Below are 24133 nucleotides of genomic sequence, written 5' to 3' on the forward strand. Positions count from 1 at the left end.
GCGTCATCCACTCCGTTGTTACAAATTGTTACATTTTCATACATGGCTGATTTTCAAGTACTTTTTATCGAACCTCCGGCCTTATGGCTGATGGCTATGTGACTGAGCTGTGTAAGCCTCGTTAAGCCCGTGTTACGTTCGATGACGAAGCACGGAAAGCTTCACACGCAGATGTAATCGCTTCCATGGACGGCCCTACCCACGTCGACACCGCACTCGGGGATGCCCATGTCTCGCCACAGCTCCACTCTGTCTCGCCACCCGCTGACCGCCGCCGTACTGACCGGCATGCTGCTGACCAGCGCCGTCACCGCCTTTGCCCAAGACACCGGTACCACCAACCTGGACAAGGTCACCGTCACCGGTTCGCTGATCCCGCAGACCGAGATTGAAACCCATACCCCGGTGGTGACCATCACCGCCGAAGACATCCAGACCCGCGGCTTCACCAGCGTGGCCGATGTGCTGCAGCAGTCCTCGCTGACCACCGGCGGCCTGCAGGGCGGCCAGACCTCCGCCTCGTTCACCCAGGGCGCTGAAGCGGCCGGCATGTTCGGCCTGAGCCCGAGCTACACCAAGTACCTGATCAACGGCCGGCCCATGCTGTCCTACCCCGCCCTGTACAACGGCGGCGATACGTTCAACAACATCAGCGGCATCCCGATCGACATCGTCGAGCGCATCGAGATCCTGCCCGGTGGCCAGTCCTCCCTGTACGGCTCGGATGCGATCGCCGGCGTGGTCAACATCATCCTGAAAGAGCGGATGGACGGCAGCGTGCTCAACGTGCGCGGCGGCACCTACACCGAAGGCGGCGGCAGCACCTTCCGCGTCAGCGGCGCGACCGGCTTCAACAGCGCCGACGATCGCCTCAACGTGCTGGTCAATGCCCAGTTCGAGTCGAGCAATCCGATCTGGGGCTACCAGCGCGACGTCACCAAGACGACCAATGGCAAAGGCTACACCGCCCAGGTGCCGACCAATGACTTCCTGGTCGTCAATCCGGCGGCCGGCAACGCCTACCTGATGATGGATCCGAACCTGTGCGCCAACGTCGCCGGCCAGTTCGGTGGTACCACCGTGCTCGGCACGCGTGCGGCCGGCCAGTCCTGCGGCTCGATCTACAGCCCGGGCTACAAGACCGTCAAGAACGGCAAGGACAGCGCGCAGGTCTACAGCTCGTTCACCTTCGATGCCAGTGACAGCCTGCAGCTGTTCGGCGACGTGCTGTACAGCTATGAGGACGTGAAGTACGCCACCGGCTCCAACTACACCTGGTGGGGCACGGCCTCCGGTTACGGTCGCTTCTGGGACCAGACCAGCGGCCAGTGGATGAACCTGCAGCGCGCGTTCGCCCCGGAAGACATCAGCGCCAACGGCTACAAGGACATCCTCAACACCGACCGCAACAAGGCTTACCAGGTGACCCTGGGGGGCCGCGGCACGCTGGGCAACTGGGATTACAGCGCCAGCTTCACCCGCGGCGAGTACAAGCTGACCGAGCGCAATTTCGTGCGCTGGGCCGATCCGATCAACAACTACTTCGAAGAGCACGTACTGGGCCCGCAGTTGGGCACCCGCAGCGGCTACGCAGTGTTCGCGCCGAACTGGGACGCCTTCTATGCGCCGATCCCGGCCGGCGACTTCGCCACCTTCACCGGTTACACGGAGAGCCAGAGCCGCACGTGGCAGAACCTGGGCCGTTTCCAGCTCACCAACGGCACGCTGTTCTCGCTGCCCGGCGGTGATGCCGGTTTCGCCGTCGTTGCCGAAGCCGGCAGCGAAGGCTGGGATTACACCCCGGACGAGCGCCTGATGGACGGCAGCGTATGGGGCACCACCGCGGTCGCCGGTGCAGGCCATCGCAGCAACTACTCGCTGACCTCCGAGCTGCGCCTGCCGCTGCTCGACTCGCTGACCGTCACCGGTTCGGGCCGCTATGACGCCTTCAAGATCGGTGACAGCACCGTCGACAAGGCAACCTACAGTGTCGGCGTCGAGTTCCGTCCGATCGAGAGCCTGCTGTTCCGCGGCAAGTACGGCACCGCGTTCCGCGCGCCCAGCCTGTCCGATGCGTTCCAGGGCCTGAGCGGCTACTACGCCAACGGCTCCACCGACTACTACCGCTGCGGCCAGCTCGGCTATGCGCCGACCGATACCACCGGCTGCGCCTATGACAGCGTCTCGGTGTTCGGCCAGCGTGCCGGCAACCCGGACCTGGAACCGATCACCGCCGATGTGTGGAATGCCGGCGTGGTCTGGGCACCGTTGAGCAACCTGTCCTTCTCGGTCGATTACTACAACTGGAAGATCAAGAACGAAGTCGACACGCTGAGCTCGGACCAGCTGCTGCTGGCCGAGTACTACTGCCGCAACGGCCTGGTCAACAACACCTCGGCCAGCTGCGACAATGTCAACGAGTGGATCACCCGTGATGCGTCCGGCGTTCTGGACGAGATCTACACCCCGAAGATGAACGTGGCCAGCCAGAACCTGCAAGCCATCACCGCCAGTGCCAAGTACGTGCAGGAACTGGGTCGTTTCGGTGCACTGCAGTTCTCCACCAACTACACCAACATGATCAAGCGCGAGCTGCAGCCGCAGCCGGGCGATGAATACCTGGACCTGCTGCGCGATCCGTACAACATGTGGATCTACGACTCCTACGCCAAGGTGCGCGCCGATGGCTCGCTGGCCTGGGCCTTGGACAAGTGGACCACCACGCTGTACTTCAACTATGTCGGCAAGACCCCGAACTACCTGGCTTACGCCGGCAACGGCTATGACTACGTGCACCCCTCGGGCGCCAAGGCTGGCAAGTGGGGTTCGTACACCACCTACAACCTGAGCGTGAACTACCGGGCAGCGGAGAACATGACCTTCTCGGTCATGGTCAACAATGTGTTCAACAAGATGCCCGACAACCAGGCGAGCAACTACCCGGGCACCTCCGGTACGCCTTACAACAATTACTTCTACAACATCTACGGCCGGGCCGTGTATGTGCAGGCCAAGTATGAATTTGGCGGGAAGTAACACGATAGCCACTCAGCACTGACACCAGAAAGCCCCGCCGAAAGGCGGGGCTTTTTTCATGCGGCATCGCACATTCGGAATGGGATTACCGGTTTCATCCCACTTGTTAATCACGGCCCTGTTCAGCAGTCAGCCCGCGGCGCAATATGAATAAAGTTTAATGTTCATCCAGCGCATTGTTTTTGAAGATATTTCCATAACGCCTCGCCTTCGCCGCAGACAGCCCGCGGCCATTCAGCGTATTTCACGTTAAGCGCGTGTTACGTTCGCGGCACGCCGGTACCGACTGAACGCAGAATGAAACACCCAAGGACGGCCATGCAGGCCTGATACCGGATCGTTGTTGCACGCAATCAAGAGGTCCCATGGAAGGGAAAGCCACGACATCACCACTACATGGGGTTGCACATGTCTCGCCAAGGTAATTCGATCTCGCGTCATCCGCTTGCCGCCGCCGTCCTCACCGGCCTGCTGCTCACCAGCGCCACCGTCTTCGCACAGGACAACGCCGCCACCAATCTCGACCGCGTCACCGTCACCGGGTCCTTGATCCCGCAGACCGAGATCGAGAACCACACACCGGTGCTGACCGTCACCGCCGAGGACATCCAGACCCGCGGCTTCACCAGTATCTCCGAGGTGCTGCAGCAATCTTCGCTGACCACCGGCGGCCTGCAGGGCGGCCAGACCGCCGCCTCCTTCACCCAGGGTGCCGAAGCGGCCGGCATGTTCGGCCTGGACCCGGGCTACACCAAATACCTGATCAACGGCCGGCCGATGCTGCAGTACCCGGCGCTGTACAACGGCAGCGACGCGTTCAACAACCTCAGCGGCATTCCGATCGACATCGTCGAGCGCATCGAGATCCTGCCCGGCGGCCAGTCCTCGCTGTACGGCTCTGACGCCATCGCCGGCGTGGTCAACATCATCCTCAAGGAGCGCATGGATGGCGGCGTGCTCAATGTCCGCGGCGGCGCCACCACCGAAGGCGGCGGCAACAACATCCGCGTCAGCGGCGCCAGGGGCTTCAACAGCGCCGATGACCGCTTCAATGCACTGGTCAACGTGCAGTACGAAAAGAGCAACCCGATCTGGGGCTACCAGCGCGACCTGACCCGCACCAACAACCGCGTCGGCTACAGCGCGCAGGTGCCCGCCAACGATTTCCTGGTCTATCTGCCCGCCGACAACAACGCGTTCGTGATGATGGACCCGACCCGTTGCGCCAGCGTCGCCGGTCAGTTCGGCGGCACCACCGTGCTGGGCACGCGCGCGGCCGGCGAGTCCTGCGGCTCGGCCTACGGCGCCGGCTACCGCACGCTGAAGAACGACAAGGAGAGCAGCCAGTTCTACAGCTCGATGACGTTCGATGTGAACGACAACTTCACCCTGTTCGCCGATGCGCTGTACAGCCTGGAAGAGGTCAAGTACACGCCGGGTTCGGGGTATACGTTCTGGGGCAGCGACCTGAGCTTCGGCGCGTTCTATGACCAGGACACCGATCAGTACATGAACCTGCAGCGCGCGTTCGCGCCTGAGGACATCGGGCCGAACGGCTACAAGGACATCCTCAACACCGACCGCAACAAGGCCTACCAGGTCACCCTGGGCGGGCGTGGCACGTTCGGCAACTGGGATTACAGCGCCAGCTTCAGCCGCGGCGAATACAAGCTGACCGAGCGCGGCTTCGTACGCTGGGCCGATGACATCGACAGCTACTTCGAGAACCGCGTGCTCGGCCCGGTGCTGGGCACCACCGATGACGGCTACCACATCTACAGCCCGAACTGGGGCGCGTTCTATTCGCAGCTGCCAGCCGGCGATTTCCAGACCTTCACCGGCTACACCTACAACCAGAGCAAGACCTGGCAGAACCTGGGCCGCTTCCAGCTCACCAACGGCTCGCTGTTCACCCTGCCCGGTGGCGATGCAGGCTTTGCCGTGGTCGCCGAAGCCGGCAGCGAAGGCTGGGACTACCGTCCGGATGAGCGCTTGATGGACGGCAGCGTGTGGGGCACCACCTCGGTGGCCGGTAATGGCCATCGCAGCAACTACGCGGTGACCTCCGAACTGCGCCTGCCGCTGATCGACTCGCTCACCGTGACCGGCTCGGGTCGCTACGACGCCTACAAGATCGCCGACAACACCGTCGACAAGGCCACCTACAGCGTCGGCGTGGAGTTCCGTCCGATCGAAAGCCTGCTGTTCCGTGGCAAGTACGGCACCGCGTTCCGTGCGCCGACCCTGCCCGACGCCTTCCAGGGCGAGAGCGGGTATTACGCCAACGGCGCGGTCGACTACTACCGTTGCGGCCAGCTCGGCTACGCCCCGGCCGACACCCTCGCCTGCCCGTACGGCAATGAGTCGGTGTTCGGCGTGCAGGCGGGCAACACGGAGCTGGAACCGATCACCGCCGATGTCTGGAACGCCGGCGTGGTCTGGGCGCCGATGAACAACCTCTCGGTCTCGGTCGACTACTACAACTGGAAGATCGACAACGAAGTCGACACCCTGAGCTCGGACCAGCTGCTGCGCGCGGAGTACTACTGCCGCAATGGCCAGGGCAACCCGACCTCGGCAAGCTGCGAGAACGTCGCCGACTGGATCACCCGCGATGCGGCCGGCAACATCGAGCAGATCTTCACGCCCAAGCTCAACGTCGCGCGCCAGAACCTGCAGGCCCTGACGGCCAGCTTCAAGTACGTGCAGGACATCGGCCGCTTCGGCTCGCTGCAGTTCGCCAGCAACTACACCAACATCCTCAAGCGCGAGCTGCAGCCGCAGCCGGGCGACGACTATCTGGATCTGCTGCGCGACCCGTATGCGATGTGGTACTACGACGCCTATGCCAAGGTCCGTACCGATGGTTCGGTGGGCTGGGCCAAGGACCGCTGGACCACCACGCTGTACTTCAACTACATCGGCAAGACGCCGAACTACATGTCCTACCTGGGCGAGAGCTTCGACTACGTCCACCCGTCCGGTTACAAAGCCGGCAAGTGGGGCTCGTACACCACCTACAACCTCAGTGTGAACTACCGGGCGCTGGACAACCTGACCCTGTCGCTGATGGTCAACAACGTCTTCAACAAGATGCCCGACGGCCAGGCCCACAGCTACGCAGGCAACATCGCCTCGCCGTACAACAGCAGCATCTACAACCCGTACGGTCGGGCGGTGTATGTGCAGGCCAAGTACGATTTCGGCACCAAGACCAACTGAGCCGAACCCGGGATGACACCCCCAGGCCCCGCCGCAAGGCGGGGCTTTTCCTTGCCCGCTGCCGGCCGGGGCCACGTCCGCAGTTGACCGGATCAGGCCTCTTGCCATCGGCCATGACCTTCGACACCCTTGCAGGCCGGGCCGGCGGCGTATCGTCTGGCCCACAGGCTCTTCGGGGCCATTCCTGCACGACTTTTCCGGCCTGGAGGCCAATCACGTGATCGCACGTACACCCAAACTGGTACTGCTGACCCTGGCCGTTTCGGCCGCGCTGGTCGGCTGCGGCAAGAACGAAACCCCGGCCACGGACAGCGCAGCCTCCACTGCCGCGCCGGCGGCCCCGGCCGCTACCGAGTACAAGCTCGACGAGAGCAAGCTGCCGGCCTACAACGCCTTCCACCCGTCCGACCTGGACACCAGCATGGACGCCTGTGGCGCGTTCGGTGACTACGTCAACAGCAAGTGGCTGGCCGCCAATGAGATCCCGGCCGACCGCACCAGCTGGGGCGCCTTCACCATCCTGGACGAGCGCTCGGTCGCCGTGCAGCACCAGCTCGCCGAGCAGGTCGCGGCGGTCAAGAATCCGGCCGGCATCGAGAAGATCGTCGGCGATTTCTGGGCCACCGGCATGGACGAAGCCAAGATCAACGCCCAGGGCATCGAGCCGATCAAGGCCGACCTGGCCGCCATTGACGGCCTGCAGGACAAGGACGCGATCGCCAACTACCTGCGCACCAGCGCCGCCAAGGGCGAGAACGTGCTGTTCGGCTTCGGTCCGGAAGCGGACTTCAAGAATTCCAGCATGAACCTGGCCTACGCCAGCCAGGGCGGCCTGGGCCTGCCGGACACCACCTATTACACCGACGCCAAGAACGCCGACAAGCTCAAGGCTTACCAGGCCCACGTGGCCAAGGTGCTGGAACTGGCCGGCGTGGCCACGGCCGACGCTGAGAAGCAGGCCGCCGATGTGGTCAAGTTCGAAACGCGCCTGGCCAAGGCGTCCAAGTCCAGCGTCGAGCTCTCGCGCGATGTCTCGCTGTTCTACAACCCGGTCACCGTGGCCGACGCGGACAAGCTGACCCCGAACTTCAGCTGGACCGAATTCTTCAAGGCCCAGGGCATCGCCGCCCCGGAGAAGTTCTCGCTGGCCATGCCCAGCTTCCACCAGGAAGTGAGCAAGGCACTGGGTGACACCGATCCGTCGGTGTGGCGTGCCTACCTGCGCTTCCATACCGTGGACAGCGCCTCGCCGTACCTGGCCGATGCCTTCGTCAATGAGAACTACAATTTCTACGGCAAGACCCTGAACGGTCAGAAGGAGCAGAAGCCGCGCTGGAAGCGCGTGCTGGGCACCATCGAAAACGATGCCGGTGATGCGTTCGGCCAGCTGTACGTGAAGGTCGCCTTCTCCCCCGAAGCCAAGGCCAAGATGGAAGAGCTGGTGAAGAACTTGGCCGCCGCCCTCAAGGAGCGCATCCAGGGGCTGACCTGGATGAGCGATGAGACCAAGGCCAAGGCCATCGCCAAGTGGGAAACCTTCACCCCGAAGATCGGCTACCCGGACAAGTGGCGTGACTGGAGCGGCCTGACCACCGGCCGCGACAGCTACCTGGGCAACGTCCGCGCCGCCAATGCGTTCAACTACAAGTTCGCGCTGTCCAAGATCGGCCAGCCGGTGGACAAGACCGAGTGGGGCATGACCCCGCAGACGGTCAATGCCTACTACAACCCGCTGCAGAACGAGATCGTCTTCCCGGCCGCCATCCTGCAGCCGCCGTTCTTCGACCCAAAGGCCGATGACGCGCTGAACTACGGCGGCATCGGTGCGGTGATCGGCCACGAAATGACCCACGGTTACGACGACCAGGGCAGCCGCTTCGGGCCGACCGGCAACTTCGAGAACTGGTGGACCGAGGCGGACACCAAGAACTTCAGCGGCCTGACCGGCAAGCTGATCAAGCAGTTCGACGGTTACAAGGTGGACGGCCAGCCGGTCAACGGCAAGCTGACCCTGGGCGAGAACATCGCCGACCTGGGTGGCCTGGCCACCGCCTACGACGCCCTGCAGAAGGCCTCGGCCGGCAAGGAAGATCCGAAGGTCGACGGCTTCACCCGTGACCAGCGCTTCTTCTTCAACTGGGCCACCGTGTGGCGCACCAAGTACACCCCGGAGAACATGAAGGTCCGTCTGGCGACCGACCCGCATGCCCCGGCGCAGTTCCGCGCGATGGGTGCCCCGTCGAACCTGCCCACCTTCGCCGCGGCCTTCCAGTGCAAGGCCGGCTCGCCGATGGTGCGCGCTGGCGACCAGCAGGTCGTGATCTGGTAACAAGCGCCCTTTGTTGAGCGTTGCGCACGCAAAGGCCCGGGGAAACCCGGGCCTTTGCTTTTGGTGCGGGGGGCACCCATCACGCTCTTTTCGCTTTGCTTGGTACACTCGCGCGATCCCAATCCTGCTGGATTCGCTTTACATGTCCAACCTCCGTCCGCTCGCCATTGCCCTGGGCCTGAGCCTGGCCTCCCTGGTCATCGCACACGATGCGCACGCCGCGCAGAAGAAGAAGGCCGCCGCCCGTGCGCCGGCCGTCAGCGCCCAGTGCAGCGACTTCTACGAGGCCACCAATGCGACCTGGCTGAAAGCCAATCCGGTGCCGCAGACCGGTGCCACCACCGCACTGGGCCAGCTGGCCGACCGCGCACGCCAGCAGCAGCGTGAACTGCTGGATGGCGCGATGACCGCGCCGCAGGGCAACGTGCAGAAGCTGCTCGGCGACTTCTGGGCCAGCGGCCTGGACGAGGCCGCGGTGGAAGCCGACGGCTCCAACCCGATCGCCCCGCTGCTGACCCGCATCAACGCGATCAAGAAGGCCAAGGACGTGCCGGCCTCGATCGCCGCGCTGCACCAGGTGGGCATCCCGGTGGCCTTCAACTTCGCCCCGGACGTGGACCTGAAGGCACTGGACCGCCACATCGGCTACTTCATGCAGGGCGGCATGGGCTTGCCGGACCCGGCGTTCTACACCCGTACCGATGCCGACACCGTCGCGCTGATGGCGCGCTACCGCACCTACGTCAAGCAGGTGCTGGCGCTGACCGGCACCCCGGCGGACAAGCTCGATGCCGAATCGCAGTCGGTGATCGCACTGGAAACCGAACTGGCGCGCAATGCGCAGTCGCTGGCTGGCATCAACAACCCGTTCAACAACTACGCGCCGATCTCCACCAAGGAGCTCAACAGCCGTTACCGCAACCTGCAGCTGGAGGCCTTCCTGAAGGCACAGGGCGTCAATGACGACCTGGTCTCGCTGTCCGATCCGGCGCTGTTCAAGCAGCTCGACGGCATGGTCACCCGGCTCAAGCCGGAGCAGTGGAAGGTCTACCTGCGCTGGCGAGTGGGTGATGCGATGGCCCCGTACCTGTCCAAGGCCTACCGCGATGCCGAGTTCGAGTTCCGCGGCCGCGTGATGCGTGGCCAGACCCTGCCGCCGGCACGCTGGGAGCAGGTGCTGGATGCGATCAACGTCGCCGCCGGCCCGATGGTCGGCCGCGAGTACGCCGCCAAGCACCTCTCGGCCGACGACCGTCGCAAGGCGGCGCTGGTGGTGGACAAGATCCGCGAAGTGCAGATCGATGCGGTCAAGCGCAGCACCTGGATGAGCGATGAGGCCAAGACCGAAGCGCAGGCCAAGCTGGCCGCGCTGAAGATCGAGATCGGCACCCCGCTGCGCGATCTGGACTACACCGTGCAGCCGATGGGCCGTGGCAGCTTTGGCGGCAACATGCTGATCGCCTCGACCTGGCGCCACCGCGAAGAGATGAAGCGCATCGGCAAGGGCAACGCCGACCGTCGCTGGGACGTGCTGCCGCAGCAGCCGGCCCTGGCCTACGACATCGCGCAGAACCGCCTGATCGTCACCGCCGCCGTGCTGCAGGGCCCGGTGTTCAATGCCAAGGGCGATACCGCCGACCTGTTCGGCAGCTACGGCGCGCTGGTCGCGCACGAGCTGACCCGCGCGATCGACGCCAAGGGCGCGCTGGTGGATGCCAAGGGCGAACTGCGCAGCTGGTGGACCCCGGCCGACAAGACCGCCTGGACCCTGTTCGGCAACCGCGTGGCCGCGCAGTACAGCGGCTATGACTACCCGGGCGTGAAGGGCGCCAAGGTCAACGGTGAACTCACCCGTGAAGAGAACCTGGCCGACCTGGCCGGCCTCGAACTGGCGTGGGAGGCCTACAAGGCCGTTGAGCCGGCCGCCAAGCCGGCCGCACAGCAGGGCTTCTTCCGTGCCTGGGCGAGCCTGTGGCCGCAGCAGCTCTCGCCGAACGTCGCCGCCCAGCGCCTGAGCTCGGACATCCTGGCCCCGGGCCGCTGGCGCACCAACGGCCCGCTGTCCAACCTGCCGGCCTTCGGTGCCACGTTCACCTGCAAGCCGGGCCAGCCGATGCAGCGCGTGGACAACGACCAGATCAAGGTCTGGCGCTGAGCCCAGCAAGGCAGCAACGAAAAGGGCGCCCATTGGGCGCCCTTTTCATTTAACGGGGACGGAGGTGGTTATTAACTACCTCCGTCCCTGTTATTTGCGTTACTTGATGCTTCGCAGATGGTTGGGCCGCTTCGGCGGGCCCGGCGGTCGCCGGTTGTTGAACGGCGGTTGGCCGCGCCAATAGCGGATCAGCAGCCAGCCGAACAGCATGCCGCCCAGGTGGGCGAAATGGGCCACGCCCGGCTGCCAGCCGGTGGCGCCCAGCATCAGCTCCATTGCACCGAACACGATCACGAACGTGCGCGCCTTCATCGGGATGGGCGGGAACAGCAGCATCACCCGCTGGTTGGGGAACAGCATGCCGTAGGCCAGCAGCAGGCCGAACACACCACCGGACGCACCCAGCACCGTGGCCGGATCGGCCAGCATCATGCCGACCAGCAGCTGGCACAGCCCGGCACCGGCGACGCACACCAGGTAATAGATCAGGAAGCGCTTCTCACCCCAGGTCTGTTCCAGCGGCGCGCCGAACATGAAGAGCGCGAGCATGTTGAAGAACAGATGGCCGAAGCTGCCATGCAGGAAGCCATAGGTCAGCAGCTGCCAGGGCTGGAAGTTGCCGCCCGGCGAGAACGGATCGAAGCCGCCGCCCAGGGGCTGCAGCATGAAAGGCTCGAAGGTGCCGTTGCCGAGCAGGAACGGCTGCTGCAGCAGGAACAGCACGGCGTTGGCGATCAACAACGCTTTGGTGACAGTAGGCAGTCGCGGAAACATGGGGGCATCCTTTGGAACTGCCTCCATCATAGCCGCAGCACCCCGCTGCGATCTGCGCGCCAGCGCCCGCGTTCAACCCGCAGGCAGCGTCAGCCCGGCCCCCACAGGGCGGCATCCAGATCGTTGCCACCGGCCACCGGCATTCCCTTGACCCGGCCGCGCTCCACCACCACGCCCTCGGCACGCAACCGCTGGCTCTGCTCCTTCCAGCCGGCCGAGCCTTCCGGCATCGCAATGCGCCCGTCCGAGCGCAGCACGCGGTGCCACGGCAGGTCGGGGTCGTCATTCATGCCGAGCACGCGTGCGGTCAGCCGCGCCCTGCCCGGCAGCCCGGCCTTGGCGGCGACCTGGCCGTAGCCCATCACCTGCCCGCGCGGAATCGCATGGATCACCGCCAGGATCCGCGCCCGTGCCTGCGCGGCCGCGTCATCGCCCATGGCAGCGGCGTTCACGCGCGGACCCGGCTGACCAGCAGCACGCCGAGCAGGACCAGGGCCGTGCCGAGGATCTGCCACGTTCCCATGGGTTCGTCGAGCAGCCATAGACTCATCACGATGGTGGAGACCGGACCGAGCATACCGACCTGCGCGGCCAGCGACGAGCCGATCCGCTTCACCGCCAGCATGATCGCCATCACGGGCAGCACCGTGCAGACCGTCGCATTGATCAGCGACAGCCAGTACACCGGCGGGGGTGCCTGGCCCAGGGCGGACATCGGGTGCAGCACCGCGAAGTGCAGCACGCACAGCACGCAGGCTACGCAGCTGGCGTAGGCGGTCAGGCGGATCGCGCCGATCCGCGCCACCACCTGGCCGCTGCCGAACAGATACAGCGCATAGCTCAGCGCACTGGCGAACACCAGTGCACTGCCCAGCACGATGCGCCCGCCTTCCAGCTGCAGGTCATGGCCAAAGGCCAGCAGCACGCCGAGATAGCTGAGCACCAGTGCCGCCACCTGCCAGCGACCAGGGCGCTTCTTCAGCAGGACCAGGCTGATCAGCAGCACCAGCGTGGGGTTCAAATACAGGATCAGCCGCTCCAGGGTGACACTGATGTACTGCAGGCCCTGGAAGTCCAGCAGGCTGGACAGGTAGTAGCCGGTGAAGCCCAGCCACACCACGCGCCCGCGGTCGCCCCAGGACAATGCCGGCGCGCGCCGCGCCGACCATACCGCCAGCACCGCGAACAACGGAAAGGCCATCAGCATCCGCAGTGCCAGCAGCGTGGTGGCATCCACCCCGTGCCGGTACGCAAGTTTGACGATGACCGCCTTGCCCGAGGCGGCAATGGCCCCGATCGCGGCCAAGGCGATGCCGCCGGCGGCGATGCGACTGGAGGACGTGGGGAGCGAGGAAGCGGGTGACGACATCAGGACGGCGAACAGCCGCACGGAGGCGGCTGGGCAGCAGGTGGGGCGGCCATTGTCGCATGCGTGGCGGCGGGTGTTCTGCGCCGGCAGACGCTGCGGGAACGGCGCTCCGATCCTGTTTCAACGGCGAAAAGGGCTCGGCCGACCGAAAGACCCGGCGCCTGCGGAAGGCTGTGCCGCTTCGTGCGCGGTTGCCACGCATGGCGTGGCACTACCTGGATCCCGGGCGCGGCTTCGGCGGCGACACGCCGCGGGCGCGCTTTCAGCGCATCAGTACGACTTCTTCTGCCGAGGTCGGATGGATCGCCACGGTGTCGTCGAACTGGGCCTTGGTCACGCCCATCTTCACCGCCAGGGCAAACCCCTGCAGGATTTCATCGGCAGACTCGCCCAGCAGGTGCACACCGACCACGCGCTCCTCCTCGCCCACGCAGACCAGCTTGAACACGCTGCGCTGGGTGCCGTCGGCCAGCGCCTGCAGCATCGGGCGGAAGTTGCTGCGGTACACGCGCACGTCGCCGTACTTCGCACACGCCTCCTCTTCACTCAGCCCCACGGCGCCGAGCGCCGGATGCGAGAACACCACGCTGGCCACGTTCTCATAGTCCATCTTCGCCTGGGGCTGGCCACCGAACAGGCGGTCCATCAGCTTGCGCGCCGCGGCGATTGCCACCGGGGTCAGGCCGACCTTGCCGGCGATGTCACCCACCGCGTGCACGCTGGGTACCGCGGTGGTCTGCCACGCATCGACCTCGACCTCGCCCTTGTCGCCCACCACCACGCCGACCGCCTCCAGCCCGAGATCGGCACTGTTGCCGCGCCGGCCGGTGGCAAAGAACACGGCATCGAATTGGCCATCTGCGGGTCCATCGTGCCCGAACGCCACAATGGCATCGCCGTCACGGCGCAGCTCGCGCAGGCGGTAGCCGAAGTGGACCTGCACGCCTTGATGGCGCAGATTCTCGGCAAGTTGTCCGGTAAGCTCCGCATCGAAGCGCTCCAGCAGGCGCTCGCCACGGACCAGCAGGGTCACGCGGCTGCCAAGGGCCTGCAGCAGCCCGGCCAGCTCGACCGCGATGTAGCCGCCGCCGACGATCGCGACGCGTTCGGGCGCGCTGCACAGGTTGAAGAAATCATCGGAAACCAGGCCAAGCTCGGCGCCGGGAATGTCCGGGCGCTGCGGATGCGCGCCGGTGGCGATCAGGATGTGCGCGGCGCTGATGCGTACACCATCGCTGCATTCCACGGTGTGCGCGTCGACCAGCCGACCACGGCGAGGCACGCGCACCACCTTGTTCTCATCCAGGCGCTTGAGATAGCTGGCATGGATGTTGGCGATGTAGGCCTGGCGGTGTACCACCAGTTCTTTCCAATCCAGCGAGGGGCGTACCGGGACATCGAATCCCATCGCCGCGGCAAGGCCGATGCGTGCAGACAGATCGGCGGCCAGCCACATCGCCTTCTTGGGGACACAGCCGACGTTGACACAGGTGCCACCGAGTTCGCCCGGCTCCAGCATCGCCACCCGCTGCCCATGCTGCGCAGCGCGGAAAGCCGCGGCCAGGCCGCCGGAACCACCGCCCAGCACGATCAGGTCATAGTCGTATTGCGTCGTCATTGGCATCGCTCAACTCGGTAAGGGGCAGGATCGATCGCCGGCGCGCGGGCAGTTGATCAGCTCTGCCATCAACCGCCGGTGCCGACGCTCATGCGCATTCCCAGCATGCCATGACCGGCCGCGATCCAGACGTGAGGGGCTCGGCGCGACGGGGTCAGGTCCGGCGCAGCGGCGGCCACTGCAGATAGGTCATCGCGCGCCAGATCCACTCCAGCGGCCCGAAGCGGAAGCAGCGCAGCCACAAATGGCTGATGCCGACCTGCAGCGCGAACAGCGCCAGCGCAAAGGGGATCTGCCACAGCCGGGGCATCGCCTCGAACGCGCCCAGTCCGTATCCATAGAACACCCAGGTGCAGACCAGCGACTGCCCGATGTAGTGGGTCAACGCCATCCGCCCCATCGGCGCCAGCAACTGCAGCCGCGCGCGCCAGTGCACGATCCAGGCCAGGTACCCCAGGCACATCAGCAGCCCGGCCAATGCACTCACGGCGTAGGCCACGCCACCGGCAAGATCCAGCGTGCCAGGGGCCTGGTACGGATGCCAGATTGCACTGCCCAGCATCAACACCAGGCCGACCGGCAGGGCGATCCAGCGCAGCCGCGCATACAGCCGCGCGAACCGTTCCGGCTCGGCCAGCGCGCCGCTACGGGCGAACCAACTGCCGATCAGGAACATGCCCAGCACTTCCGGACCGATCACGAAGATGCCCGAGAGCATCGCGCCGAGGTCGCGCAGGCGTTGGCCGACGGCCTCGCCCCACGTGCCGTGCGCGTACGCCTGCCGTTGCAGTTCGATCGTGCGCTGGGCCTGGGCGATGGCCTCGCGCAGCGGGTCCTGCGCGTGCTCCATGCTGGCCATCCAACTCATCAGTGCACCCAGCACCAGCACCAGCCCGGCCGCGCCCAGGTAGCTGATCGCGCCCATCGCCGGCAGCCAACTGCGCGGCGCTTCGCGGCAGGCGAGCAACAGCAGCGAGATCAACGCGTAGATCACCAGGATGTCGCCGGACCACACCAGCAGCGCATGGCACAGGCCGATCAGCAGCAGGGCGGCGCTGCGGCGCAGATAGAACGGTGCGAACGCGCGGCCAGCCGTTTCGGCGCGCTGCGCCATGACGGAAAAGCCGGCGCCGAACAGCAGCGAGAACAGGGTGAAGAACTTGCCCTGGACCAGAACGTAGATCGCCGCGTCGGCCCAGTAGTCCGCGCCCTGCCAGTGCGGATCGATGCCGGTGAAGGACAGGTCCAGCGGACCGCTGAACGCCTCCATGTTCATCAGCAGGATGCCCAGCAACGCGAACCCGCGCAGGATATCGATGACGGCGATGCGCTCATGCGCGCCCACCGGCTGCAAAGGAGAAGAAGCTGCGTTCACAGGCAATCCGCTGACCAGGTCCGTCATTATGCCGTGCGCACGGCGGCCTGCCGCGGAAACGAAAACGGCCCGCCGAAGCGGGCCGTTGGATCAACGAGGGGGCGCAGCACTCAGTGCTGGTGGCCGCCGTCGCCGTGCACGTGGCCGTGCTCGATTTCTTCCTTGCTGGCTTCGCGCACGTCGACGATCTCGACGTTGAAGTGCAGGTCCTTGCCGGCCATCGGGTGGTTCAGGTCGACGTCGACCACGCTCATGCCGACCTTCTCCACGGTCACCGCGCGCGGGCCGAAGTTGGTCTGCAGCACGACCTGCTGGCCCGGGACCAGCTTGCTGGTACCGAAGTGCTTCTTGGGCACGCGCTGGGTCAGGCCTTCGCGGCGCTCGCCGTAGGCGTCGGTCGCCTTGACGTCCACCTCGAAGGTGGCGCCGGCTTCCTTGTCCATCATGGCGTTTTCCAGGCCGGGGATGATGTTGCCGTGGCCGATCAGGATCGCCAGCGGATCACGGTCCCTGGAGCTCTCGATCGGCTCCTGGCCCTGCTCGGCGACGGTGTAATGGAAACGGACGACGCGGTCTTTTTCGATCTTCATGCGCAACTCTGGTCTGGAGACTGCCGAGGGCAGACGGGTGAGGCGGGTTGTGGCCTGCCGGATACGCCGCCATCATGACGGCCTTCTAAGGTCGCGCATTATCCGGACAACATGCACATGACGCCAGTTTCGCGCCTGACCCGCCTGCCCGGCCACGTGGCCCTGCTGGCGATCATCGCCCTGCTGAGCGCCTGCGGCGGCGGCAAGACCACCCGCCCGGCCCCGCCGCCCGCCTCGGCCCAGGTCTGGCCCAACGTCACCCCCAACGATCCGCAGGCCGCCAACTCGGTGCTGATGCGCGCGATCGGACTGGTCGGCACGCCCTACCGCTATGGCGGCAACACCCCCGAATCCGGTTTCGACTGCAGCGGCCTGGTCGCGTATGTGTACCGGGAAATGCTCGACCTGCGCCTGCCGCGGACCTCGCGCGATCTGGCCGCGGTGCAGGGGCCGAAGATCGACCCCAAACGACTGGCACCGGGCGACCTGGTGTTTTTCGGCGACAGGGGCAACGTCTTCCATGTCGGGATCTATGTGGGTGAAGGGCGCTTCGTGCATGCCCCGAGCACCGGGGGCACGGTCCGGCTGGATTCGCTCGGTGGCCCCTATTGGAAGGACCACTACACCGGCGCGAAACGCGTCCTTAACTAAGCTGAACAGGGGTAAGGTACAAATTTGTGACGCGAATCACATAGTTGTAAACGAAAAATTAACGGAATTTGTACCTAATCACTGCGCCTACACGGCATCATCACCCATCGTTTTTATTCAGTGACCGCCGCGTGACGACAGACGACCTGACTTGCAAAGGCCAGACCGCCGCAACCCGGCGACGTGCCCGACCCGCTTTCCTCGCTGCAGCGCTCTGCCTGGCCAGCCTTCCGGCCTGGGCGCAGTCCGCACCGACGATCGCCCCCGAAGCTTCTGCAACCCCTGTCACTGTTGCCCCCGATTCCTCCGCGCCGGCCAAGCCCAAGGCTGATGCGCCGGCCCGCAGCAAGGCCGATGCCGCTGCCAGCGCCACCCTCGCCGCCCTGCTTCCGCACCTGGCGGCCAACGACACCATCCCCCTCATGGACCGTTCGGCGATGTTCGCCGGCGATCTGAGCCGCCTGCTCGCCAATTACGATGCCAGCACCGGCGCGATTACCGTGGCCGGCGACGCCGCCGAAAACGGCAAGGTCCAGTCCCTGCTGCGCCGTGCGATGACCCTGCTGGGCACCCCGTACCGTTGGGGCGGCACCTCGCCGGACAGCGGTTTCGACTGCAGTGGCCTGGTCGGCTATGTGTTCCGTACCGCGCTGGGTGTCGAGCTGCCGCGTGTCTCGCGCGAAATGGCCCATGACGGCGCTGCCCAGCTGATCAACGATCGCAACGCCCTGGCCGCTGGCGACCTGGTGTTCTTCGGCCGCAAGGGCCGTGTGGACCATGTCGGCATCTATGTGGGTGAAGGCCGCTTCCTGCACGCCCCGAGCACTGGCAAGGACGTCCGTGTGGACAGCCTGGTCAGCGGCTACTGGGGTGGCAAGTTCATGCAGGCCCGCCGCGTCGACCTCTGACCCGCCCTGCGGGACCACCGGATCGAAGGCCGCTGCCCTGCAGCGGCCTTTTTCGTTGGGCCGCGGCAGTGGCCGCTGATCGCCCCAACCCGCGTTCCCTTCTCTGTCACGGTCTTTTTCCCGACCGGCGACGCGCCCGGCGCACACGTGCTGCGGCGGGGGACGGACCCGGACGTGGGGCGGCACGTCCGTGGCAACCGATCAGGCAGCAGACACCGCCCGCGATTCCTGTCGACAAGGTGACGCATGGCGGCTGTCCCCGATTTTCCTGCCCGGTGTGTGATCTGGTTTGGGCAACCCCTCGCGCTTGAACGGGCGACGCTGGCTGCGGCCGGCTGGCAGGTCCGCAGCGTGGCCCCCGAACAATGCGCCGGGATCGGCATGCGCGGCAGCGACCAGGTGGTCGGCCTGCTTGACCTGCGCACGGTGGTGCCGGCCAACCTGGCCCACCTGCAGCAATTGCTGGTCGATCACCGCCACATGAGCCTGCTGGCGCTGTTGCCTGCTGCGCCGCTGCGCTCCTCGCCGGTGCTCGATGCGCTGCTGGCGGCGTGCGTGGATACCTATGTCGCCCCGATCGACCTGCCGCGCGTCGTGCAGCGGCTGCAGCAGCTGGCCGGCGCCGAATCCCTGCCCGCCGCCCATGGCCCTCAGTCCCTGATCGGCGACAGCGCGGTGCTGCAGGTCACCCGTGCGGCCATCCGCAAGTACGCGCCGGTGGACCTGCCGGTGCTCATCACCGGCGAGACCGGGACCGGCAAGGAACTTGCCGCCCAAGCGCTGCATGCGCTGTCGGCACGGCATGCGCGCCCGTTCCTGGCAGTGAACTGCGGGGCCATTCCGGCTGCGCTGGTCCAGTCCGAACTGTTCGGCCATGAACGCGGCGCCTTCACCGGCGCGGCGACGCGGCGCCTGGGCCTGTTCGAATCGGCCAGTGGCGGCACCGTGTTCCTGGACGAGATCGGCGACCTGCCGCTGGATGCGCAGACCAACCTGCTGCGGGTGCTGCAGGAAGGCACGGTCGAACGCGTCGGCAGCAACCGGCCGCTGGAGGTCGATGTACGCGTGCTCGCGGCCACGCACGTGGATCTGGAGAAGGCGGTCGAACAAGGCCATTTCCGTCGCGACCTGTTCTATCGGCTCAATGTGCTGCGCCTGCCGTTGCCGCCGCTTCGTGAGCGCGGCAGTGATATCGCACTGCTCGCCCACCATTTCCTCAGCAGCTTCCGGCATCGCCATGTCACCCGCGCGCGCGGCTTCACGGCCGAGGCGGTGCAGGCGCTCGAACGCTTCGGCTGGCCGGGCAACGTGCGCGAGCTGCTCAATCGGGTCCAGCGTGCGGCGATCGTCAGCGATGCCGAGCTGATCACGGCGGCGGACCTGGAGTTGAGTCAGCCGCTTCTGGCCAGCACCGAACGCGGCCTGCACGGCGCAAAGCAGATCGCCGAACGCGAAACGCTGCTGCATGCACTGCGCCAGCACGATTTCAACGTCACCGCCTGCGCCCGTCACATGCAGGTCTCGCGGGTGACGGTCTACCGGTTGTGCCGCAAGCACCAGCTCGCGCTGCCCGAACTGCGCTGAGCCGCAGGGCGCAGCGTGTGAGCGGGCGCGCTCACAGGCTGTACGGCACTTTGAAGGCCAGGGTGAAGTCCGGTGCATCCGGGGTCAGGCCGATACCCAGCAGGCTGACCAGGGTGGTTTTCTGGTTGAGCGCATAGGTGATGCCCAGGTTGAGCGTGCCTGCATTGGCGTCGCTGCCGATCACCTTCAACCACTGCCCGTTCTTGTAGCGCGTGGAGGCACGCGCGCTCAGCTTGTCACTGAAGGAGATGCTCAGGCTGGTGCGCTCATTGAACGCGAACGCCACGCCGGCGCCGAAGTAATAGGAGCCTCCAAGCTTTACGTCGCCCGGGTTGGTGGTGTCCGGGTTGGCATCAATGTCATCGAAGCTGCGCGGGAAGGAATGGATGTAACCGATATTGGCGAACAGGATCGCCGGGTCGGCGGTCTTCACGGCCGACAGGCCGACGTTGGCCTGCCACACGCCGTTGCCGGTCGGTTGCTGCTCGGGCACGGCAAAGCGGATGAAGTCATCGTCATCGCGCTCGAGCACCTTCCAGTCCAGCCCGTACGGCGCCCGCCCGGTCGGCGCGGTCGCGCCCACGGTGAGCACGGTTTCGGGCAGCCGCCCGCGTTCGGCGAACAGCCGGTAGTTGGCGCTCAGGCCAACGTCGCCGATGCCGTTGCCCGTCGTCTTTTCCTGCGCGATGGCCGCGGCCGAGCCACCGGCACCGCCCTTCTGGAACACCGTCTTGCGCGCCAGGTACGGCACGTCCAGGTTCAAGGTCAGGCGCGGGCTGATGCCCCAGCGCGCGGCCAGGTTGTAGGTCAGCGTGTCCGACTCCACGTTCTCGATGGCGATGTTGCCGAGGAAGATCGCATCCAGCGCCAGGAAGCCGTTGAGGCTGAGCTGCTTGCGGTCGTAGCGGGCGTAGGAAAGGCTGTTTTCAATCGTGAAGCGGCGGCTGAAGAGTGCGGCCTGCTGCTGTTTGACATCATCCACGCTGCGCCGCGACTCCTGCTTGGCCTGCTGCGCTTCGGCCGCCGAGCTGGCATAGCCATCGGCACTGGCCGGTGCGGCCGGGGTGCCCGCCGGCAGGGCCTGCTGCGGGGGAGGCGCGCTGGAGGCCACCGGCGCGGTCTTGCCGGTCAGCCGTGCCTGCATGGCCTGCACCTGCATGTCCAGTTCGCGCAGGCGACGTACTTCCTGCGCGTAGTTGGCCTTGAGGCTTTCCAGCTGCGCCATCAGTGCCTTGACGTCGGCCTCGTCAACCGGCGCAGGCTGTTGCGCCTGTGCCTGGGCGGACGCAGCCGCCATCAGTGCCAGCGCCGCCAGCGCCAGCGGTGTTGCGCGGATCATCGTGTGCATTGCCTTGGCCCACTGTTGTGTTGACGCTCCCCCTGCCGTGCCGATAAATCACTGGCCCGGCCCCATGCCTACCCCGCGTACCAGCGTCATCGCCTGCGCCACGTTCTGGTTGAGCGGCACGTTGTTGGCCATCGACTGCCTGACGAGATCGATCTGCAGCCGGTTGGTGACCGATTGCCCATCACTGCCCAGCGCGATGCTCTGCCCGACGCTGCCGTTGCGGATCCATTGCTGGACCGCGCCGACACCCTCGATCTGCAACTGCACCTTGGCCGTGTTGCCTTCCAGTTGAGCCAGCGCACTGACCCCGCCCTGGTGCACGCTGGCCAGGTTCACGCCTTCGCCGGTGGGCGTTGGCGCGGTGCCATCGCGCACGGTCAGCTGGGTGGCGTTGCTGGCCAGGTTGCCGTCACCGGCGACCTGGATGCTCTGGCTCAGGCCGGCCACGTTCTGCAGGCCGCTGGCGTCCACGCTGCGCCCGGGTGTCACGGGCAGTGGCGCATCCGCGGCGGTGACACTCACGCTGGGCGCGAAGCTGATCTTCGGCGCGTTGCCGCCGTGGCTGAAGTCCATGCCCAGCTTCAGCGCGCTCTGTGCCGACTGCCCACCGGCGGTCTGCCATTGCGAGACCATGGTGACCCCGAACCACGCCACGGTGTTGCCACCAACGGTGTAGCGGCCACGCATGAGGTTCAACTCCGGATCGGGGATTTCGCTCAATCCCTTGCCGGGCCGGCTGTCATCGGCATGTGCCGGTGCGATGCCCAGCAGGGCAAGCAGCACGATGCCGGGCGTCCAGGTTGCGATGTTCATGTTGCCTCCTTAAAACAGATCGGCATGGGTGAATCCGAAATCGACCAGTTCCGCGTCGGTGATCGGTCCCTGCCTGGCGTACAGCGAACGGGCACTCGGCCGTTCACCGGGCTGCAGCAGCACCGTGTTGCGATCGAAGTCACTGCCGATCACGACAAACACGGCGCGCGACGGCCACGCCTGGAGAAATTCGCTGACGGGAATGCTGCGGTTGCCCAGAATCGGGTCGGCCACATCCACCAGATCGCCACGGACCTGTTTGAGGACCACGAAGTGGCGGAAGCCCCGCACATCCATCAGCACCAGCCCGGGCACGCGCAGTGAGCGCAGGCGCTCTTCATTGACGCGGTAGCCGCGCCCACGCATGCCCATCGATTCGACGTAACGCTTGATGTCCAGCAGCGAGAAACCGCGCTGGTGGACCAGTTGTGGATCCGAGACCCCCATCATCCCTTCGATCACCGTGCCCTCATCCGCCTCCAGGTGGTAGGCGTAGCGCAGGATCGTGGCAAGGGCTGCCGCGCCACAGCTGTAATCGGTGTGTTGCCTTACCACGTTGCGGAAGCGCCGTTCCTGCATGCTCTCCACGCGCTGGGTGAGCACCGCCCCGTTGGGCAGCACCCCGCTGAAGCCGATGTCGCCGGCCCGCACCAGCCCGATGGGCATCATCAGCATCGACAGTGCCCAGGCCAGCATCCAGGTGCGCATACGTGTGGACATCGTCTACTCCGGCTCAGGAAGGAGCCCCTGCCCCAAGGGGGAGAAGGGACAGGGGCTCCCGGGGAGCCCGGTCATTGGCGGATGACCGGGTTTGTTGCGCTCAACGCGTACTGCCTGCGAAAACGGACAACCTTCTTACTGTTCCGGACCGCCGCCGCCACCGCCGCCGGTGGAGGGCTGCGCAACCGCCAGAGCCAGGCTGTTGGCCTGCAGGTTGCCGGTACCGGAGGCCACGTTCACCCCGATGTTGCCGGAGGCGCCGGAGAACGCACTGCCGGACAACGCCGCGGTGTTGGTCGCATCCACGTTCACCCAGCGGGTGGTGGAGACGGTGCCGCTCAGGCTCGCGTAGAGATCGGCCACGCCCAGTTCGACGAACTGGCTGGTGCCGCGCTCATCGGTATCGAAGGCAATGCCGCCCACGCCCGGACGATTCGGGTTGGCGGTGGCATTCTGGATATCGCTATCCAGATCGATGTGGCCGTTCGCGCTGCCGCTCGGGTGATCCAGCGCGCCGCTCCAGCTGTCCAGGTAGTAGTTGTCTTTCTGGTAGGCACTACCCGTGCCGCTGTAACGACCCGCACCCACTGCCAACGTGGCGCCGGCGACGCGACCGCTCAGGTTCACGTCCACGGTGTCGGTCATCGACTGCAGGTAGCCGGCGTTGCTGACGGTGTTGCCGGAGGACACCTGGTTGGAGCTGATGCTCGAGGTCGCATAGGCGCTGGTGGCGACCGATGCGGCGAGCGCGTTCTTCTGCTCGTTGTTGTTGCCGGAAGCGACGTTGGCGCCGATGTTGCCCGACGCACCGCTGAAGGCATTGCCACCCAGGCCCGCAGCGTTGGTCACGCCGGAGTTGATCGTGGTGTTGCCACCGCCGAACTGGTTGACGAAGACTTCCGCATCGGCCATGCCGAAGCTGAAGGAGGCATCGGCGGCGGACAGCGACGCCGCATTGTCCTGGGCGTTGTTGTCACCGGCGGCGACGTTGAAGCCCAGGTTGCCCGAGGCATCGGCACCGACGTCGTCGGCGATCGAGGCGCTGTTGGTCACCAGGGTGTTGCCGGCCAGATTGTTGGTGACCGACTGGCGGTTGTCGATGACGGCGATGGCGGCCGAATCGATGTCGATCGAACCGGTGATTTCCGGATCACCCGAGAAGCTGATGTCCGAGCTCAGGCGCAGGTCCTTTTCGATGTTGACGTCGACGCCGTGATTGTTCTTTTCCTGGCGTTCGTCGGCCTGGATGTTGCTGGTCTTGTTGACGTTCTCGGTGACGTTGCGGTTGCTGGTCACGTCGCGGTTGCTGGTGACGTTGGTGTTGCTCGTCACGTTGTCGTTGATGGTGGTGTTGGTGGTGCTGTTGTTGTTGCGGGTGTTGTTCCAGGTCCGGTTCCAGGTGCGCGAATCGGTATCGGTGTTGGTGGTGGTATTGGTTTCGGTGTTGGTATCGGTATTGGTATTGGTGCGCGTTTCAGCCACGTTGTGCAGGTGGTTGATGTTGGCGCTCTGGTTCTGGTTGTCGCGGTCATTGCCCCAGCCATTGGCGCCGGCGGAGGCGGATGCAGCGGCGACGGCGATGGCCAGTACGGTCCGTTTCATGTTGGTGTTCATGGTGCCCTCTCTCTCATCACAGACAAT

General features: G+C 65.7%; 17 protein-coding genes and 1 pseudogene. 7 read left to right on the forward strand and 11 right to left on the reverse strand.

All coding sequences use genetic code 11. From position 1 onward, the window contains the following. Positions 1-228 precede the first annotated feature (228 nt). From C0R07_RS01850 to C0R07_RS01865, 4 genes are all read left to right on the forward strand, one after another. The gene (locus C0R07_RS01850; RefSeq protein WP_026069695.1) at positions 229-3036 is read left to right on the forward strand and encodes a TonB-dependent receptor domain-containing protein; all 2808 of its coding nucleotides are present in this window, start codon (positions 229-231) and stop codon (positions 3034-3036) included. 408 nt (positions 3037-3444) lie between these two features. Further along, on the forward strand, positions 3445-6258 hold the full coding sequence (locus tag C0R07_RS01855) for a TonB-dependent receptor plug domain-containing protein (protein WP_102788257.1): 2814 nt from the start codon (positions 3445-3447) through the stop codon (positions 6256-6258). 220 nt (positions 6259-6478) lie between these two features. Continuing rightward, a complete protein-coding gene (locus tag C0R07_RS01860) occupies positions 6479-8587 on the forward strand; it encodes a M13 family metallopeptidase (protein ID WP_174704342.1) in 2109 nt (702 codons plus the stop codon). 142 nt (positions 8588-8729) lie between these two features. Next, entirely contained in the window at positions 8730-10742 is a 2013-nt protein-coding gene (locus C0R07_RS01865) for a M13 family metallopeptidase (protein ID WP_102788070.1), read from the forward strand. Between the two features lie 99 nt (positions 10743-10841). Here the strand turns inward: C0R07_RS01865 and C0R07_RS01870 are convergent, their stop codons facing one another. The 7 genes and pseudogenes from C0R07_RS01870 to C0R07_RS01895 form a co-directional block, all read right to left on the reverse strand. Continuing rightward, positions 10842-11516 (reverse strand): rhomboid family intramembrane serine protease, encoded by a 675-nt coding sequence (locus C0R07_RS01870; protein WP_070470961.1) that lies wholly within the window; start codon positions 11514-11516, stop codon positions 10842-10844. An 89-nt stretch (positions 11517-11605) separates the two neighbouring features. Further along, the gene (locus C0R07_RS01875; protein WP_083298717.1) at positions 11606-11953 is read right to left on the reverse strand and encodes an MGMT family protein; all 348 of its coding nucleotides are present in this window, start codon (positions 11951-11953) and stop codon (positions 11606-11608) included. An 11-nt stretch (positions 11954-11964) separates the two neighbouring features. Further along, a complete protein-coding gene (locus C0R07_RS01880) occupies positions 11965-12885 on the reverse strand; it encodes a DMT family transporter (RefSeq protein WP_026069690.1) in 921 nt (306 codons plus the stop codon). Between the two features lie 262 nt (positions 12886-13147). Then, entirely contained in the window at positions 13148-14503 is a 1356-nt protein-coding gene (gene gorA, locus C0R07_RS01885) for a glutathione-disulfide reductase (protein WP_070470963.1), read from the reverse strand. Further along, positions 14500-14640: pseudogene (locus C0R07_RS20270) on the reverse strand (amino acid dehydrogenase); the annotation flags it as partial. The gene gorA and the pseudogene C0R07_RS20270, both read right to left, overlap by 4 nt. A gap of 17 nt (positions 14641-14657) precedes the next feature. After that, positions 14658-15905 (reverse strand): DUF418 domain-containing protein, encoded by a 1248-nt coding sequence (locus C0R07_RS01890; RefSeq protein ID WP_102788071.1) that lies wholly within the window; start codon positions 15903-15905, stop codon positions 14658-14660. 83 nt (positions 15906-15988) lie between these two features. Further along, positions 15989-16468 carry an FKBP-type peptidyl-prolyl cis-trans isomerase gene (locus tag C0R07_RS01895; protein ID WP_019182632.1) on the reverse strand — a complete coding sequence of 160 codons (480 nt, stop codon included), beginning with the start codon at positions 16466-16468 and terminating at the stop codon, positions 15989-15991. Between the two features lie 111 nt (positions 16469-16579). On the opposite strand from C0R07_RS01895, the gene C0R07_RS01900 reads away from it, so the two are divergent. The 3 genes from C0R07_RS01900 (at position 16580) to C0R07_RS01910 (ending at position 19611) form a co-directional block, all read left to right on the forward strand. After that, positions 16580-17119, forward strand: a complete 540-nt coding sequence (locus C0R07_RS01900) for a C40 family peptidase (protein WP_019182631.1) — start codon at positions 16580-16582, stop codon at positions 17117-17119. 131 nt (positions 17120-17250) lie between these two features. Continuing rightward, positions 17251-18027, forward strand: a complete 777-nt coding sequence (locus tag C0R07_RS01905; protein ID WP_019182630.1) for a C40 family peptidase — start codon at positions 17251-17253, stop codon at positions 18025-18027. A 246-nt stretch (positions 18028-18273) separates the two neighbouring features. Then, positions 18274-19611, forward strand: coding sequence for a sigma-54 interaction domain-containing protein (locus C0R07_RS01910; protein ID WP_070470967.1), 1338 nt, complete (start codon positions 18274-18276; stop codon positions 19609-19611). Positions 19612-19642: 31 nt separating this feature from the next. On the opposite strand, the gene C0R07_RS01915 is transcribed toward C0R07_RS01910, so the two are convergent. The 4 genes from C0R07_RS01915 to C0R07_RS01930 all read right to left on the reverse strand — a co-directional run bounded on the left by C0R07_RS01915 (position 19643) and on the right by C0R07_RS01930 (position 24106). Next, positions 19643-20959 (reverse strand): hypothetical protein, encoded by a 1317-nt coding sequence (locus C0R07_RS01915; protein ID WP_102788072.1) that lies wholly within the window; start codon positions 20957-20959, stop codon positions 19643-19645. Positions 20960-21007: 48 nt separating this feature from the next. Further along, positions 21008-21772 (reverse strand): hypothetical protein, encoded by a 765-nt coding sequence (locus C0R07_RS01920; RefSeq protein WP_019182627.1) that lies wholly within the window; start codon positions 21770-21772, stop codon positions 21008-21010. A 9-nt stretch (positions 21773-21781) separates the two neighbouring features. After that, on the reverse strand, positions 21782-22468 hold the full coding sequence (locus tag C0R07_RS01925; RefSeq protein WP_070471074.1) for a C39 family peptidase: 687 nt from the start codon (positions 22466-22468) through the stop codon (positions 21782-21784). Positions 22469-22627: 159 nt separating this feature from the next. After that, positions 22628-24106 (reverse strand): adhesin, encoded by a 1479-nt coding sequence (locus C0R07_RS01930; protein ID WP_102788073.1) that lies wholly within the window; start codon positions 24104-24106, stop codon positions 22628-22630. Positions 24107-24133: the final 27 nt, after the last annotated feature.

The sequence above is a fragment of the Stenotrophomonas bentonitica genome, assembly GCF_002887735.1.
Lineage (GTDB): Bacteria > Pseudomonadota > Gammaproteobacteria > Xanthomonadales > Xanthomonadaceae > Stenotrophomonas > Stenotrophomonas bentonitica_A.